General features: G+C 60.0%; 15 protein-coding genes. 6 read left to right on the top strand and 9 right to left on the bottom strand.

Going from position 1 to position 13,132, the window contains the following annotated elements; all coding sequences use genetic code 11:
• Positions 1-35: 35 nt before the first annotated feature.
• Complete coding sequence (locus K3759_RS03590; protein ID WP_259984355.1) at positions 36-1,748, bottom strand: bifunctional sulfate adenylyltransferase/adenylylsulfate kinase; 1,713 nt, start codon at positions 1,746-1,748, stop codon at positions 36-38.
• A 193-nt stretch (positions 1,749-1,941) separates the two neighbouring features.
• Positions 1,942-2,946 carry a thioredoxin-disulfide reductase gene (gene trxB, locus K3759_RS03595; protein ID WP_259984356.1) on the bottom strand — a complete coding sequence of 335 codons (1,005 nt, stop codon included), beginning with the start codon at positions 2,944-2,946 and terminating at the stop codon, positions 1,942-1,944.
• 213 nt (positions 2,947-3,159) lie between these two features.
• Between trxB and K3759_RS03600 the strand changes: the two genes are divergently transcribed.
• The gene (locus K3759_RS03600) at positions 3,160-3,660 is read left to right on the top strand and encodes an Lrp/AsnC family transcriptional regulator (protein WP_259984357.1); all 501 of its coding nucleotides are present in this window, start codon (positions 3,160-3,162) and stop codon (positions 3,658-3,660) included.
• Position 3,661: 1 nt separating this feature from the next.
• On the opposite strand, the gene K3759_RS03605 is transcribed toward K3759_RS03600, so the two are convergent.
• The 5 genes from K3759_RS03605 to lgt form a co-directional block, all read right to left on the bottom strand.
• Positions 3,662-4,381 (bottom strand): Hint domain-containing protein, encoded by a 720-nt coding sequence (locus K3759_RS03605; RefSeq protein WP_259984358.1) that lies wholly within the window; start codon positions 4,379-4,381, stop codon positions 3,662-3,664.
• Between the two features lie 275 nt (positions 4,382-4,656).
• Positions 4,657-4,800 (bottom strand): hypothetical protein, encoded by a 144-nt coding sequence (locus tag K3759_RS03610; RefSeq protein ID WP_259984359.1) that lies wholly within the window; start codon positions 4,798-4,800, stop codon positions 4,657-4,659.
• 274 nt (positions 4,801-5,074) lie between these two features.
• Positions 5,075-5,830, bottom strand: a complete 756-nt coding sequence (gene pgeF / locus K3759_RS03615; protein ID WP_259984360.1) for a peptidoglycan editing factor PgeF — start codon at positions 5,828-5,830, stop codon at positions 5,075-5,077.
• Entirely contained in the window at positions 5,827-6,885 is a 1,059-nt protein-coding gene (locus K3759_RS03620; protein ID WP_259984361.1) for a class I SAM-dependent methyltransferase, read from the bottom strand. Before K3759_RS03620 ends, pgeF begins: the two co-directional genes overlap by 4 nt.
• The gene (lgt, locus tag K3759_RS03625; protein WP_259984362.1) at positions 6,882-7,766 is read right to left on the bottom strand and encodes a prolipoprotein diacylglyceryl transferase; all 885 of its coding nucleotides are present in this window, start codon (positions 7,764-7,766) and stop codon (positions 6,882-6,884) included. Before lgt ends, K3759_RS03620 begins: the two co-directional genes overlap by 4 nt.
• A gap of 94 nt (positions 7,767-7,860) precedes the next feature.
• Between lgt and K3759_RS03630 the strand changes: the two genes are divergently transcribed.
• From K3759_RS03630 to K3759_RS03650, 5 genes are all read left to right on the top strand, one after another.
• Positions 7,861-8,103 (top strand): accessory factor UbiK family protein, encoded by a 243-nt coding sequence (locus tag K3759_RS03630; RefSeq protein ID WP_259984363.1) that lies wholly within the window; start codon positions 7,861-7,863, stop codon positions 8,101-8,103.
• Positions 8,104-8,417: 314 nt separating this feature from the next.
• A complete protein-coding gene (locus K3759_RS03635; protein ID WP_259984364.1) occupies positions 8,418-8,918 on the top strand; it encodes a YbjN domain-containing protein in 501 nt (166 codons plus the stop codon).
• A 31-nt stretch (positions 8,919-8,949) separates the two neighbouring features.
• Positions 8,950-9,765, top strand: coding sequence for a pyrroline-5-carboxylate reductase (proC, locus tag K3759_RS03640; RefSeq protein WP_259984365.1), 816 nt, complete (start codon positions 8,950-8,952; stop codon positions 9,763-9,765).
• Positions 9,758-10,096 (top strand): tRNA-binding protein, encoded by a 339-nt coding sequence (locus K3759_RS03645; RefSeq protein ID WP_259984366.1) that lies wholly within the window; start codon positions 9,758-9,760, stop codon positions 10,094-10,096. Before proC ends, K3759_RS03645 begins: the two co-directional genes overlap by 8 nt.
• On the top strand, positions 10,093-11,043 hold the full coding sequence (locus tag K3759_RS03650; protein WP_259984367.1) for a D-glycerate dehydrogenase: 951 nt from the start codon (positions 10,093-10,095) through the stop codon (positions 11,041-11,043). The genes K3759_RS03645 and K3759_RS03650 overlap by 4 nt, the downstream gene beginning before the upstream one ends.
• Here the strand turns inward: K3759_RS03650 and K3759_RS03655 are convergent.
• Positions 11,040-11,621 carry a thymidine kinase gene (locus K3759_RS03655; RefSeq protein ID WP_093926978.1) on the bottom strand — a complete coding sequence of 194 codons (582 nt, stop codon included), beginning with the start codon at positions 11,619-11,621 and terminating at the stop codon, positions 11,040-11,042. The two genes, K3759_RS03650 and K3759_RS03655, sit on opposite strands and share 4 nt — an antisense overlap.
• Positions 11,622-11,698: 77 nt before the next feature.
• The gene (locus tag K3759_RS03660) at positions 11,699-12,823 is read right to left on the bottom strand and encodes a beta-ketoacyl-ACP synthase III (RefSeq protein WP_259984368.1); all 1,125 of its coding nucleotides are present in this window, start codon (positions 12,821-12,823) and stop codon (positions 11,699-11,701) included.
• Positions 12,824-13,132: the final 309 nt, after the last annotated feature.

A 13,132-nucleotide genomic window follows, 5' to 3' on the forward strand; every position in this document is an offset into this window, starting at 1 on the left:
GGGGCTGCGTTCTCGCTTAGCAAAGACTGAGCGGTTTAACCCGCGATCAGTCCCATGTTCTCAAGCTTCAGCAATACCTGATGCGCGCAGTTGTCGACATCGACATTTTCGGTCTCAAGCACCAGTTCCGCGTTCTGCGGCACATCGTAGGGGTCAGAAATGCCGGTAAATTCCTTGATCTTGCCTTCGCGCGCCAGCTTGTACAGTCCCTTGCGGTCGCGGCGCTCGCATTCTTCGATAGAGGTTGCCACGTGCACTTCCACAAACGCGCCAAAGCTTTCCACATCCTCACGCACGGCGCGACGGGTGGTGGCATAGGGCGCGATGGGCGCGCAGATGGCGATGCCGCCGTTCTTGGTGATCTCAGATGCCACATAGCCGATGCGGCGGATGTTCAAATCGCGGTGCTCTTTCGAAAAGCCCAGCTCAGAGCTCAGGTTTTTCCGCACGATGTCACCGTCCAGCAGCGTCACGGGGCGACCACCCATCTCCATCAGCTTGACCATCAAGGCATTGGCGATGGTGGATTTTCCCGAGCCGGAGAACCCGGTGAAGAACACGGTGAAACCCTGTTTCGAGCGCGGCGGCGAAGTGCGGCGCAACTCCTTGACGACCTCGGGGAAGGAGAACCATTCAGGGATCTCCAGACCTTCGCGCAGACGGCGGCGCAACTCGGTGCCCGAGATGTTCAGGATGGTGACATCGTCTTTGTCTTTGATCTCATCCATGGCCTCATACTGGGCGCGTTCCTGCACCCAAACCATATGTTTGAAATCGACCATCTCGATGCCCATTTCCTCCTGATGTGCGCGGAACAGGTCCTGCGCGTCATAGGGTCCGTAGAAATCTTCACCGGCGGAGTTTTTGCCGGGGCCGGCGTGGTCGCGACCGACGATGAAATGGGTGCAGCCGTGGTTCTTGCGGATCAGCCCGTGCCAGACCGCCTCGCGCGGGCCTGCCATGCGCATGGCAAGGTTCAGCAGGCTCATTGACGTGGTGGCCGCCGGGTATTTGTCGAGCACTGCTTCATAGCAGCGCACGCGGGTGAAATGATCGACGTCGCCCGGCTTGGTCAGGCCCACGACCGGGTGAATGAGCAGGTTGGCCTGTGCTTCACGGGCAGCGCGGAAGGTGAGTTCCTGATGCGCACGGTGCAGCGGATTGCGGGTTTGGAAGGCCACGACGCGGCGCCAGCCGAGCTTGCGGAAATAGGCGCGCAGCTCGTTCGGCGTATCGCGGCGGCCGCGGAAATCATAGTGCACGGGTTGCTGGATGCCGGTCACCGGACCGCCGAGATACACGTTGCCCGCTTGGTTATGCAGGTAGTTCACCGCCGGGTGCGCATCATCATCGGCGCCAAAGACCTTCTCAGCCTCGCGCGCTTTGTTAGGCGTCCAGCGGTCGGTGACCGTCATGGTCGCAAGGATCACGCCCTCTTGGTCGCGCAGGGCAATGTCTTGGCCCAGTTCAAGCTTTTCGGCGAATGCATCGCTCACGTCGAGGTTGATTGGCATCGGCCAGAGGCTGCCATCGGCCAGCCGCATGTTCTCGACCACGCCATCATAGTCTTCCTCGGTCAGGAAGCCTTTGAGCGGGTTGAAACCGCCGTTCATCAAGAGTTCCAGATCGCAGATCTGACGCGGTGTGAGATCAAGGCTTACAAGATTGCCCGCCTCCACTTTCAGCTTCTGCGAAGACTCGTAGGAGACATAGAGTTCGGGGATCGGCGTCAGGTTGCTGGGCATCATAACTATCACTTTTCATCAGGTGGCAGGCGGCTTTGATTGGGGCCGCCATAGCTGTAAATGACTTGGATTGTCTATAGAACGGGGGTGAAGCAGCCCGGTAAAGGCGGAAATCCCGTAATATTGGGACTTAAGCTCATACGGGTGTTCGAGGGCGGCGGAAACCAGAATTATCTCCGCCGCGCCTTCGGTTGGCTTAAACGTCTTCCTTCACTACGGCCCCATAGCCTAGCGGAAGGGAGGTGTCTTTGCCTTCATCATCGCCCACTTCGGCAAGGAAACGCTCGGCTTCGAGCGCTGCCATGCAGCCCATGCCCGCGGAGGTGACGGCTTGGCGGTACTTGTGGTCCGTCAGGTCGCCTGCGGCAAATACGCCGGGGATCGAGGTTTCAGTGCTATCGGGTTTGGTCACGACATAGCCGCCCATATGGGTTTCCAACACGTCCTTCACCAATTCATTCGAGGGCGCGTGACCGATGGCTACGAACACCCCTTTGGCCGGGATATCAGTGATCTCGCCCGTCTTGACGTTTTTAACCTTCACGCCCTCGACACCCAGAGGGCTGTCGGTGCCGTAAACCTCGTCTAACTCATGGAACCACAGCGGTTCGATCTTGGGGTTTTTCATCAGGCGATCGATCAGGATCTTCTCGGCGCGCAGCTCGTCACGGCGGTGGATCAGCGTGACCTTTGAGGCAAAGTTTGTCAGGAACAGCGCCTCTTCCACGGCGGTGTTGCCGCCACCGATCACGACAATCTCTTGTCCGCGATAGAAGAACCCGTCGCAGGTGGCGCAGGCCGAGACGCCGAAACCTTTGAACTTCTCTTCCGACTCCAGCCCCAGCCATTTGGCGCGGGCGCCGGTGGCAAGGATGACCGCATCGGCCACATAGGTGGTGCCGCTGTCGCCCTTGGCATGGAAGGGGCGGCTCGACAGATCGAGATCGGTGATGATGTCGCCGATGATTTCGGTGCCCATCGCTTTGGCGTGCTCTTGCATGCGGATCATCAGGTCGGGGCCTTGGACCTCGCTGTCGCCGGGCCAGTTCTCGACCTCTGTTGTAGTGGTCAACTGGCCGCCGGGCTCGATCCCTTGGACGAGGATCGGCTCCAACATGGCGCGGCTTGCATAGACACCGGCGGTATAGCCCGCAGGGCCGGAGCCGATGATCAGTACCTTGGTTTTACGTGTCTCGGCCATCTGGCGCCCCCGGGCTGTCATTGATATTGCCCGCCTCATATAGCGATAGCGGGGGGGCCGTTAAACCCCTGCCGTCACCGGTGTGCCATACGTCTATGTGAGGGGTGCAACCGGTCCAGCTACCTCCGACGACAAAGAATATTGCGCTTGCGTGAAACTTTATTGCGTGTAGACCGCAGGCTGCTATAAGAATCGAAAATCACTGAGGATGATATGGCAGGTACACGACTAGATCCGATTGACCGGATGATCTTGGCCGAACTGCAATCAGATGGCCGGATGACGAACGTCGAACTGGCCAAACGCGTTGGCATTTCTGCGCCGCCTTGCTTGCGTCGAGTCCGCACGTTGGAAGAGCAGGGCTATATTAAAGGCTATCACGCGGACGTCGACGCGCGGGAGTTGGGCTTTGAAGTCCAAGTCTTTGCGATGGTCGGACTGGCCAGTCAGGCCGAATCTGATCTAAGCGCTTTTGAGGAGAAATGCCGCGGTTGGCCGCTGGTACGCGAGTGCCATATGCTCAACGGTGAAGTTGATTTTATCCTGAAGTGCGTGGCACCTGATCTATCAAGCTTTCAAAGCTTTCTGACCGGTCAGTTGCTGACCACGCCGAATGTGGAAAGTGTAAAAACCAGCCTCGTGATCCGTGGCGCGAAAGACGACCCCGGTGTGCCGTTTGATGTGCTCGAAGCGCGGCTCTCGACCGCGCCTTAACTCAGTCGGCCACACTTTCGTCAGGCGTGTCAGGCGCGCGGGGATGGGCGAGGGGGCCGAAATCCGTCGCGTGACCAATCTGCGGAAACATTGACAGAAAACGGTCTCGCAGGTTGTGCGTGGCATCGCGCAATGCCTGCGCGCCGGGGTGGAAAGTCTCCATCTCCAGTCCGCCTGCCTTGATCGCCGCATGGCGCGACAGGCAGATATGGAACAGGCGTACCGGGGTCGGGGGCGAGACCTCGATCACATTCACCCCATCTACAAACTCACGCACGGGCGTCAGCAATCGCGTGCCGCCCGCCTCGGCGCGAAGGTGATGGGGGGTGTGCAGCACCCGCGCAGCAGGGCCAAGGGTGAGAAATGAACTGGGCCGTCCCTCTCCGAAACTGTCAGGCATGATGCGGATCAGGGGCAGGCGTCGCCCAGTGTCTGCCGGGATGAAATTGCTCGATCCGATCCAGATCAACTGCGCAGGTTCCCCGGAGGAGGTGTTGATCATGTCACCGGGTTGCAGGTCTTCAATCGCGATGTCGCCTAGCACGGTCTGGATCAATGTGCCGCGGGCAAAGGCAGCAAAGGCGGCTTCGAAAAGGGGCAGAGCGGGCGCGTTGTCCTGACCGATATAGAGTGACCCATCGGCGCGCAGTGCGGCAACTTCGTAGTTGCGCAACGGTGCGGCGGTCGGGCTGCCAAAATCAGTGGCGGCGGTCTGTGTCATGCAAAACCTCTTGTCGGTCCGTCGCATAGGGGCAAAACGCGTCATTCTTTAGCGCGGTCTGGCAATCAAATCGCCACGTCCCGTTGGCATTGTCAAAACATCCGGGACATTGGCGCACCATTCTAGGCCAATTTCGGCTGAAATTGAGGTCTGTTTCCTGCGCGGAGGGCTGCCTGCCACATTCACACGAAAACGCCCCCCGCGACGAATCAACGTCCCGAGGGGCGGTCAGTTGCACCACGCGTTGTAGCGCGTTCGGTGCCGGGGGAAACCTATCAGGCGGTCTTGCGGACCGGTGTGTCGCCAGCACGTTTGGCAATGAACGCAGCGCGGCGGGTGCCACGCGCCCAGGGCATGACGGTGTCATTCTTTGCGGCGGTCTCGACGACGGACTTGATGAAACGCGGGTTCTTTTTCATGGCTCTGTTCCTCTCGGGTCACGCGGGCATCGTTGCTTGAGATCACTATCGCAGGGCAATCGGGCCGGTTTTTGACGGTGGGCGAGAAACTTAAGGGAATCTTTAGGTGGGAGAGAGTGCTTTATGGCACGCCTGCCATACTTGGAAATATAAGCCTTTTGAGTGGGTTACGCGGATTGCGAAAAACATTCGCGGGCATTTGTCTAAATTGCTTCCGATTTAGCGACAGCAATGCGGCGCAAAACAGACGTAGACTGCCCCAATCCCGCCGTGTTCAGAGCGTGATTGCAGAAAGCAAGCGCCCGTAGTCGGCTTCCTTGGCATGGGTCGTGCGCCGGTAGGAATAGAATCGCGCGGGATCGGCATAGGTGCAGTGCCTTGTCCATTCCGCATGGCCCACGCCCGCGGCCCGCAACCGGTTCAGGCCAAAGCCCGGCAGGTCAAAATGCAGCCGGTCGCCCTCTCCTTGCGCAAAATAGCGGGCAAACTCAGGATCGGCGTTTATAAAGTTGTCGAGAAATTCTGGCCCAACCTCATAGGCGCGCTGGCTGATAGAAGGGCCGATCACGGCGGTGATCTTTTCGCGCGTGGCACCCAGATCGACCATCGCATCGACGGTGGCTTCAAGTATCCCGTCAAGCGCGCCGCGCCAGCCTGCGTGAGCGGCACCAACGACCCCCGCCTGCGCATCTGCAAAAAGCACCGGCTGGCAATCGGCCGTCAGGATCGACAGCGCGATGCCCGGTGTCTTGGTCACCAGCGCATCAGCGCGGGGCTTGTCATCGCGCGGCTCTGTCACCGTGACGACGGTGGCGGAATGCACTTGATGTACCCCCACGAGGTGATCTGCAGGCAGGCCCATCGCCTCAGCGGCGCGGGCGCGATTGATACGCACAATCTCCGACTGGTCAGAGCTGCCGCTGCCGCAGTTCAATCCGGAAAAAACCCCCGATGACGCACCGCCACGACGGGTGAAAAACCCGTGCCGCAGAGGGGCGAGCGCGTCGGATGTGAGAATTTCGAGCGTCATACTTCTGTCCCCGGGGGTGGGGTCTGACCTTTTTGGTAGAGCCCCATCACTTTGAACAGGTTTCCCATTTCCGCCGGGTGCGTCAACCGCCGATGTGCGGCAATATGATTGTTGAGCGTGTCACCGGTAAGCGGTTCGGCCAGTTTCTGCGCGCGGGCGGTAACGCCCAAACGCTCGAGAAACACACCTTGGGTAACCACACGACTATATGAACAGGGACAGGCAAGGGCGAGCGCTTCGAAATCGACATGGGCGGTGAGGTCGGCGCGGCCGGGGTTGGCCAGCGGGTCGACGGGGGCGTGGTTCTCCAAAGCTTGCAAGGTGTCGCCCAAAGCCCGCCAATCGCCATAGTCCACGATCAGCGCGGCTCCCCCGTGCACCGCGATGCGGCGCCCGATCTCCTGCATGATCTCTGACGCCGGAGCGCAGAGCTCTACCAGATCGCCGTCCTTGGTATCCTCCAGCCGATGGGCAAGGGCCGGCTGTGGTGCCACGGGGGCGAGGCCGAAGACCAACGCACCCTCTGCCGTGCCCACGCGCCGCTCGGCCCAGCCCGCACCTTGGCGGATGAACTGGCGGATCGGCAGCGCGTCGAAAAATTCATTGGCGATGAGATAAAGTGGCGTATCGGGCAGGTCCGCTATGCTCTCTAGCCAAGTGACCTCATGGCCCTGCAACGTCTCGCGCTGCACATCGCGCAGAGCGGGGGAAGCTTCGACCAGCGTGACCTGCGCCGCCGTCAGAAACCCGGGCACCCGCGCGCAGGCGCGGAGCGCATCGGCCACCAGCGTGCCGCGCCCCGGCCCAAGTTCGGCGAGCGTGAAGGGCGAAGGCGCGCCCTGATCCAGCCAACTTTGCGCCAAGGAGAGGCCGACCAACTCGCCAAACATCTGGCTGATCTCGGGGGCGGTGATGAAATCCCCCTCAGGGCCGAAAGGCGCGCGGGTCGTGTAGTAGCCCCAATCGGGATGCAGCAGGCAGGACTGCATATAGTCGTCCAGCCGCATCGGTCCTTCCAGTGCGATCCGCGCCAGCAGATGGTCCTTCAGGCTCATGCCTTCCGCCGCGCTCGGATGATGAGGAAGACGCCAACGGCGATCATTGGCAGCGACAGGATTTGCCCCATGGTCAGCCCCCAGCCGCCGATATGCCACGCCAGCCCCAGCGGATTGCCGGGAGTGACGAATTGCGCGTCCGGTTGGCGCAGGAACTCAACCGCGAAGCGCGCCGCGCCATAGCCCGCAAGGAAGGTGCCGCCGATTAGACCCGGCATCTTTAGCGCGCCACGTTTCCATGCCATCCAGATCAGCACACCGCCCAAGAGCAGCCCCTCCAGCAGTGCTTCGTAAAGCTGCGAAGGGTGGCGCGCGCAGATGCCCGCCACGTCGGGGCAGAACTGCGCCGCCTCACCGGGGAAGGCGACGCCCCAGGGCAGATCGGTCGGGCGGCCCCAAAGCTCGGCATTGATGAAATTCGCCAGCCGTCCCAGAAACAGCCCCGGTGCCAGCCCCAAACAGACCATGTCCCCCGTCGAGATTACCGGGATCCGGTGCCGCCATGTATAAAAGAGCCCGGCCAGAATGACCCCAAGCGCCCCGCCATGGAAGGACATGCCGCCTTCCCAAAGTTGCAAGATGGCGGCGGGATTCGACAGGTAATAGGCCGGTTGGTAAAACAGCACATAGCCCAAGCGTCCGCCGAGGATCACGCCGAGGATTACCCAAAACAGCAGGTCTTCGACCTGACCGGGCTTCATCACCGGCGTGTCGTTCTTCCACAGTTGGGGTCGCTTTACCGCTGCGGTGGCGATGCGCCAGCCCAGCAGAATGCCCACGATATAGGCCAGCGCGTACCAGCGCAGCGCGAAGGTGGTGCCGAACAGGTTAACCGAAAAGATTTCCGGCGCGATATCGGGGAAGGGGAGCATGGCTATCATGCTGCTGATTGAGCAAGGCCGCGCGGGGAAGTCAACCTTGCGAGTAAGGGCTCCGCGCCCCATATAGAGGTTAACAAACCTCCGGAGGCCAGACATGCAGACCCGTAACAAGTTTTTCGACGACGTATCACAGATGATGACAAACGCGATGGGTGTCGCCCAAGGCGCCAAGGACGAGGCCGAGACCGCTTTCAAAGGCATGCTCGACCGTTGGCTCGCCGATCGTGATTTCGTGACCCGTGAAGAGTTCGACGCGGTGCGTGCCATGGCGCAAAAGGCCCGCGAAGAGAACGAAGTGTTGAAAGCGCGGCTCGACAAGCTCGAGACCAAAGGCTGAGGCTGCCTTAACACACTTTACATTCGATCAGCCGCCCCGGAAGCGGGGCGGCGATCTAAGCTGATGCCGGCGGTTAGATCTCCCCCGGCGCGGCCTCCCTCACCAAATTCTAGACGTTTTCCGCGACTTACCCACAAGTTATTGCGGTTATCCCCTATGATTTGTGGTTATCCCCAAGAAAAAGGTTGCCAGATCGATCTGCTGGAAGCACCATATCTTGTATAGGCGAGGTAAACCTACACGCCTATTTGTGCAGGCTTCCATGGCTGGTGGCGCCACGGCCCATACCATGGAACAGATTGAGAGGTGGCGAAATGGCCCTGTCCGAGCATTACCTTGAAGAAGACATTCACCCCATTGATATCGTTGAAAATCTGGCAGCCCATCATGATTGGGAGTTTGACCGCGTCGCGGATGACCAAATTGCCATGGCCGTTGAAGGGCAGTGGCGGACGTATTCGATCACGCTAGCGTGGTCAGCCTATGACGAGACGTTGCGCCTGATTTGCACCTTTGAGATGGAGCCGCCTGCCGAAAAACTGCCGCAGCTTTACGAATTGTTAAACCTCGTCAACGATCAATGCTGGGCCGGGGCATTCAGCTTCTGGGCCGATCAGCAAGTGATGGTCTACCGCTACGGGTTGGTCTTGTCGGGTGGTCAGGTCGCGGGGCCAGAGCAGATCGACACAATGATCGGTGCCGCTGTTATGAGTGCGGAGCGCTACTATCCCGCGTTGCAATTGCTGGTCTGGGGCGATCAAACCCCCAAGGCCGCGATGGATGTCGCCATTGCAGAGGCTTACGGCCGGGCGTAACAAAGTCCCCGAACAACTTCGGGGGATAGTGATGAAAGACGGCAGAGTTGCACGTGACGGCTTGGTTTTGCTGGGCTGTGGCAAGATAGGATCGGCCATGTTGGAGGGTTGGCTGGCGAAGGGACTGCCTGCGAGCTCGGTCTGGGTGCGTGACCCCAAGCCGTCAGACTGGCTGCAAGGCACTGGTGTGAACCTTAACGCTGATCTGCCCGCCGCGCCCGCCGTGGTGCTGGTGGCAGTTAAGCCGCAGATGATGGCAGATGCACTGCCGACGCTTCGGGCGATGGGCAATGGCGAAACGCTGTTCGTAAGCGTCGCCGCGGGCACCACCATTAACTATTTCGAAAGCGTCCTCGGAGCCGATACACCCATTGTGCGGGCCATGCCCAACACCCCCGCCGCCATTTCTCAAGGGATCACCGCTATTGTCGGCAACGCCAAAGCAGGCAGCCGATCATTGGATGAGGCCGAGACCCTCCTAAGCGCTGTGGGTGAAGTCGTCCGCCTGTCCGAAGAGGCGCAGATCGACGCAGTCACTGGGGTCAGTGGCTCTGGCCCAGCTTATGTTTTTCACATGATCGAATGTATGGCCGCCGCTGGGGTGGCCCAAGGATTGCCCGAAGAATTGGCCATGCAGTTGGCTAAAGCGACAGTCGCCGGGGCAGGGGCATTAGCGATGGAGGCCGAAGAAGACCCGAGCCAGCTTCGCGTCAATGTGACCAGCCCAAATGGCACCACCCAAGCGGCGCTTGAGGTTTTGATGGATGAGGCTGAAGGCTTCCCGCCCTTGCTGAAACGCGCCGTGGCCGCCGCCGCAGACAGATCGCGGGAGCTGGCAAATGGCTGAGATCACTTTCGACGATTTCATGAAAGTTGACATTCGCGTTGGCACGGTCACCCGGGCCGAGGCCTTTCCCGAAGCGCGCAAACCGGCGATCAAACTCTGGGTGGATTTCGGCGAGGAGATCGGCGAGCGTAAGACTTCGGCCCAGATCACCGCGCATTATACACCGGAAACGCTCGTTGGGCGGCAGGTTGTTGCTGTGGTCAACTTCCCCGCGCGCCAAATCGGGCCTTTCATGTCCGAGGTGCTGGTGCTTGGCCTGCCGGATAGCGCCGGAGAGATCGTGCTGTTGTCGCCCGATCAAAACGTGCCCGAAGGAGGGCGGATGCATTGAAAAAGATATTGATTGCCAGACCTCTTCCCAAGGAAGTCACCGAGGCGCTGAAGGGCTGCGAAGTAACGGTGCGCGAGGAAACCGCGCCGCTTTCGGGCGAAGAAATGCGCGCCGCGCTGCGCGACTATGACGGGGTGATGCCGACCTTGGGGGATGCCTTCTCGGTCGAAGTTTTCGCCGATGTGCTTGATCCGCGCTGCAAGATCCTCGCCAATTTCGGCGTCGGTTATAACCACATTGACGCCGCAGCCGCCCGCGCGGCGGGGGTTGAGGTGACCAACACCCCCGGTGCGGTCACCGATGCGACCGCCGATATCGCCATGACACTTATGCTGATGTCCGCCCGCCGTGCCGCCGAAGGGGAGCGGCTGGTCCGTTCCGGCGCGTGGGAGGGGTGGCACCCGACCCAAATGCTGGGGCTGCACCTGACGGGCAAACGGGTTGGTATTGTTGGCATGGGCCGGATCGGGCAGGCCATTGCGCGGCGGTGTCACTATGGATTCGAAATGCAGGTCAGCTATTTTAACCGCAGCGCTAAGGAGTTGGACTTCCCGGCTACCCGTGTTGAAAGCCTGACCAAATTGGCCGGATCCGTCGACGTACTGGTTGTTGCCGTACCGGGCGGCGGCGAGACGCGGCATCTGATTGATGAGACGGTGCTGGGCGCGATGCAGGCCCATGCTCGGCTCATCAACATCGCTCGCGGCGATGTGGTACAGGAGGCGGCACTGATTGACGCCCTTCGAACGGGGAAGATCGGCGGCGCTGGTTTGGATGTCTATGAATTCGAACCAAAGGTGCCGCAGGCGCTGTGTGACTTGGAAAATGTCGTGCTGCTGCCACATCTCGGCACGGCGGCGCGTGAGGTGCGCGTTGATATGGGGCTGATGGCGGTGGCCAATCTGCAAGCCTTCATCGACGGACAGACGCCGCCAAACCGGGTTTAGCCATCGCCCACGGCGGCGCGCCAGTGTTTGCGGCAGAGAGAGACATAGGTCTCATTCCCGCCGATCTGCACCTGTGCGCCGTCGCGCATGGCCTGTCCTTCGGCGTCACGGCGCACGACCATCGTTGCCTTTTTCCCGCAATGACAGATGGTGCGCACTTCGCGCATCTCATCGGCTAGCGCGAGCAGGGTGGCGGAGCCGGGGAAAAGCTCACCTCGGAAATCGACTCGTAGCCCAAAACACATGATCGGCACGCCGAGATCATCCACCGCGCGGGCCAGTTGCCAGACCTGTTCGACTTCGAGAAACTGCGCCTCATCGACGAAGATACAGGCGCAGGGGCCTTGCTCTAACCGGCTTTCGATCTTGGCCAGAAGGTCCTCACCGGGGCCGAAAGTGTCGGCCTCTTGGCCTATGCCGATGCGCGATGCGATGCGCCCTTCGCCCGCGCGGTTGTCGAACTGCGCAGTCAGCAGATAGGGCACCATGCCGCGCTCCACATAGTTGTGTGCCGCCTGCAGCAGCACCGTGGATTTGCCAGCGTTCATGGTGGAGTAATTGAAGTAAAGCTTTGCCATGGGCAGGGTGTTACGCCGCCCATGACAGCGGATCAAGACAGAAACCCCGCCCGATCTCATGGGCTAGGTTGGGCGCGTTAACCGCGCTTTTTGACGATGACGGAACCCACGGAGTAGCCCGCGCCGAAAGAGCAGATTAGCCCGGTGTCGCCATCCTTCAGATCGTCAGAATTCTTAGCAAAAGCGATGATTGACCCGGCGGAGGAGGTATTGGCGTAGTCCTGCAGAATGTTGGGCTGCTCACCCGTTTCTGGTTCCCGACCCAGGACCTTGCGGCCAATGAAGTCGTTCATCGATTTGTTCGCCTGATGCAGCCAAATGCGTTTCAGATCTGAGGATTCCAATCCGTTGTCGGCCATATGCCCGCCGATATGCTCGGCCACCATGGGCAACACTTCCTTAAACACTTTGCGCCCATTCTGCATGAATTGCATATCGCGCCGGTCGCTCAGCCCGTCGGGACGGGACCGACGGAGGAAGCCGTTGTTGTTGCGGATGTTGTTGGAATACTCGGTCGCGCAGCGGGTCGAGATGACGTCAAAACAGGGGCCGTCGGTATCCTCGGCACGTTCCAGCAAAGTGGCAGTGGCGACATCGCCAAAGATAAAGTGGCAATCCCGGTCGCGCCATTCGAGGTGGGCCGAGCAAATCTCAGGGTTCACCACCAGAGCCGAGCGGATGGAGCCGGAACGGATCATGTCCGCAGCCGCTTGTATACCGAAGGTGGCAGAAGAGCAGGCGACGTTCATGTCGAAAGCGAACCCTTTAACCCCCAGCAGTTCTTGAATCTCAATAGCCACCGCAGGATAGGCGCGTTCCAGATTGGAGGCCGCGCAGATCACCGCATCCACATCAGCGGCGGTTTTGCCCGCAGCGGCGAGCGCTTTTTGCGCTGCGTCAACGGCCATTTCCGCCATCAATGACGGTTCCTCATCCGCGCGCTGGCGCAGCAATGGGTGCATGATGTTCGGGTCGAGCACGCCGGATTTATCCATGACATAGCGCTGCTCAATGCCGCTGGCTTTGACGATGAACTCTTCCGAGGAATGCGCCTTAGCCTCCAGAGTGCCTGCTTTGATCGCTTCGGCATTCTCGGTGTTATAGAGGTCGGCATAGGCGTTGAACGCTTCGACCAGTTCGGCGTTGGTGATGGTCTTCTGGGGCGTGAAAACGCCCGTACCGGTGATGGCGGCTTGATACATCGGTGTTATCCCTTTCTCACCAACGGCATGGCTGGTCTACTTAAGCTGAGCAGCCCCGGAAGATTTGCAAGGGGCAGATTTAACGGTCGCTGCGCCCAAGGTGGATACTGTCTTCGGGAGTGCAGGTTTCGTACTTTAACCAAACCGCAACAGACTTGCCACGGCTATGACGGCGCAGGCGTGGGAATGCCGCTACAGTTGCAGATATTGAGCGCAGCCGCCGTCGCGACGCGTCTTGACTATGCAACCGATAGTGCGCAGTGATCGGGCATTAACAATCATTAATTGTTCGAAATGAATTAGAGTTCT

The organism is Sulfitobacter sp. W027 (genome assembly GCF_025143985.1).
Lineage (GTDB): Bacteria > Pseudomonadota > Alphaproteobacteria > Rhodobacterales > Rhodobacteraceae > Sulfitobacter.

Bases quoted from the DNA above. Each gene is read 5' to 3' on its own strand.
- K3759_RS03590 (WP_259984355.1), bottom strand. From the start codon at position 1,748: ATGATGCCCAGCAACCTGACGCCGATCCCCGAACTCTATGTCTCCTAC.
- K3759_RS03620 (WP_259984361.1), bottom strand. From the start codon at position 6,885: ATGAGCCTGAAGGACCATCTGCTGGCGCGGATCGCACTGGAAGGACCG.
- K3759_RS03660 (WP_259984368.1), bottom strand. From the start codon at position 12,823: ATGTATCAAGCCGCCATCACCGGTACGGGCGTTTTCACGCCCCAGAAG.
- pgeF (WP_259984360.1), bottom strand. From the start codon at position 5,830: ATGACGCTCGAAATTCTCACATCCGACGCGCTCGCCCCTCTGCGGCAC.
- trxB (WP_259984356.1), bottom strand. From the start codon at position 2,946: ATGGCCGAGACACGTAAAACCAAGGTACTGATCATCGGCTCCGGCCCT.
- proC (WP_259984365.1), top strand. From the start codon at position 8,950: ATGAAAGACGGCAGAGTTGCACGTGACGGCTTGGTTTTGCTGGGCTGT.
- K3759_RS03605 (WP_259984358.1), bottom strand. From the start codon at position 4,381: ATGACACAGACCGCCGCCACTGATTTTGGCAGCCCGACCGCCGCACCG.
- lgt (WP_259984362.1), bottom strand. From the start codon at position 7,766: ATGATAGCCATGCTCCCCTTCCCCGATATCGCGCCGGAAATCTTTTCG.
- K3759_RS03630 (WP_259984363.1), top strand. From the start codon at position 7,861: ATGCAGACCCGTAACAAGTTTTTCGACGACGTATCACAGATGATGACA.
- K3759_RS03655 (WP_093926978.1), bottom strand. From the start codon at position 11,621: ATGGCAAAGCTTTACTTCAATTACTCCACCATGAACGCTGGCAAATCC.
- K3759_RS03645 (WP_259984366.1), top strand. From the start codon at position 9,758: ATGGCTGAGATCACTTTCGACGATTTCATGAAAGTTGACATTCGCGTT.
- K3759_RS03600 (WP_259984357.1), top strand. From the start codon at position 3,160: ATGGCAGGTACACGACTAGATCCGATTGACCGGATGATCTTGGCCGAA.
- K3759_RS03635 (WP_259984364.1), top strand. From the start codon at position 8,418: ATGGCCCTGTCCGAGCATTACCTTGAAGAAGACATTCACCCCATTGAT.
- K3759_RS03610 (WP_259984359.1), bottom strand. From the start codon at position 4,800: ATGAAAAAGAACCCGCGTTTCATCAAGTCCGTCGTCGAGACCGCCGCA.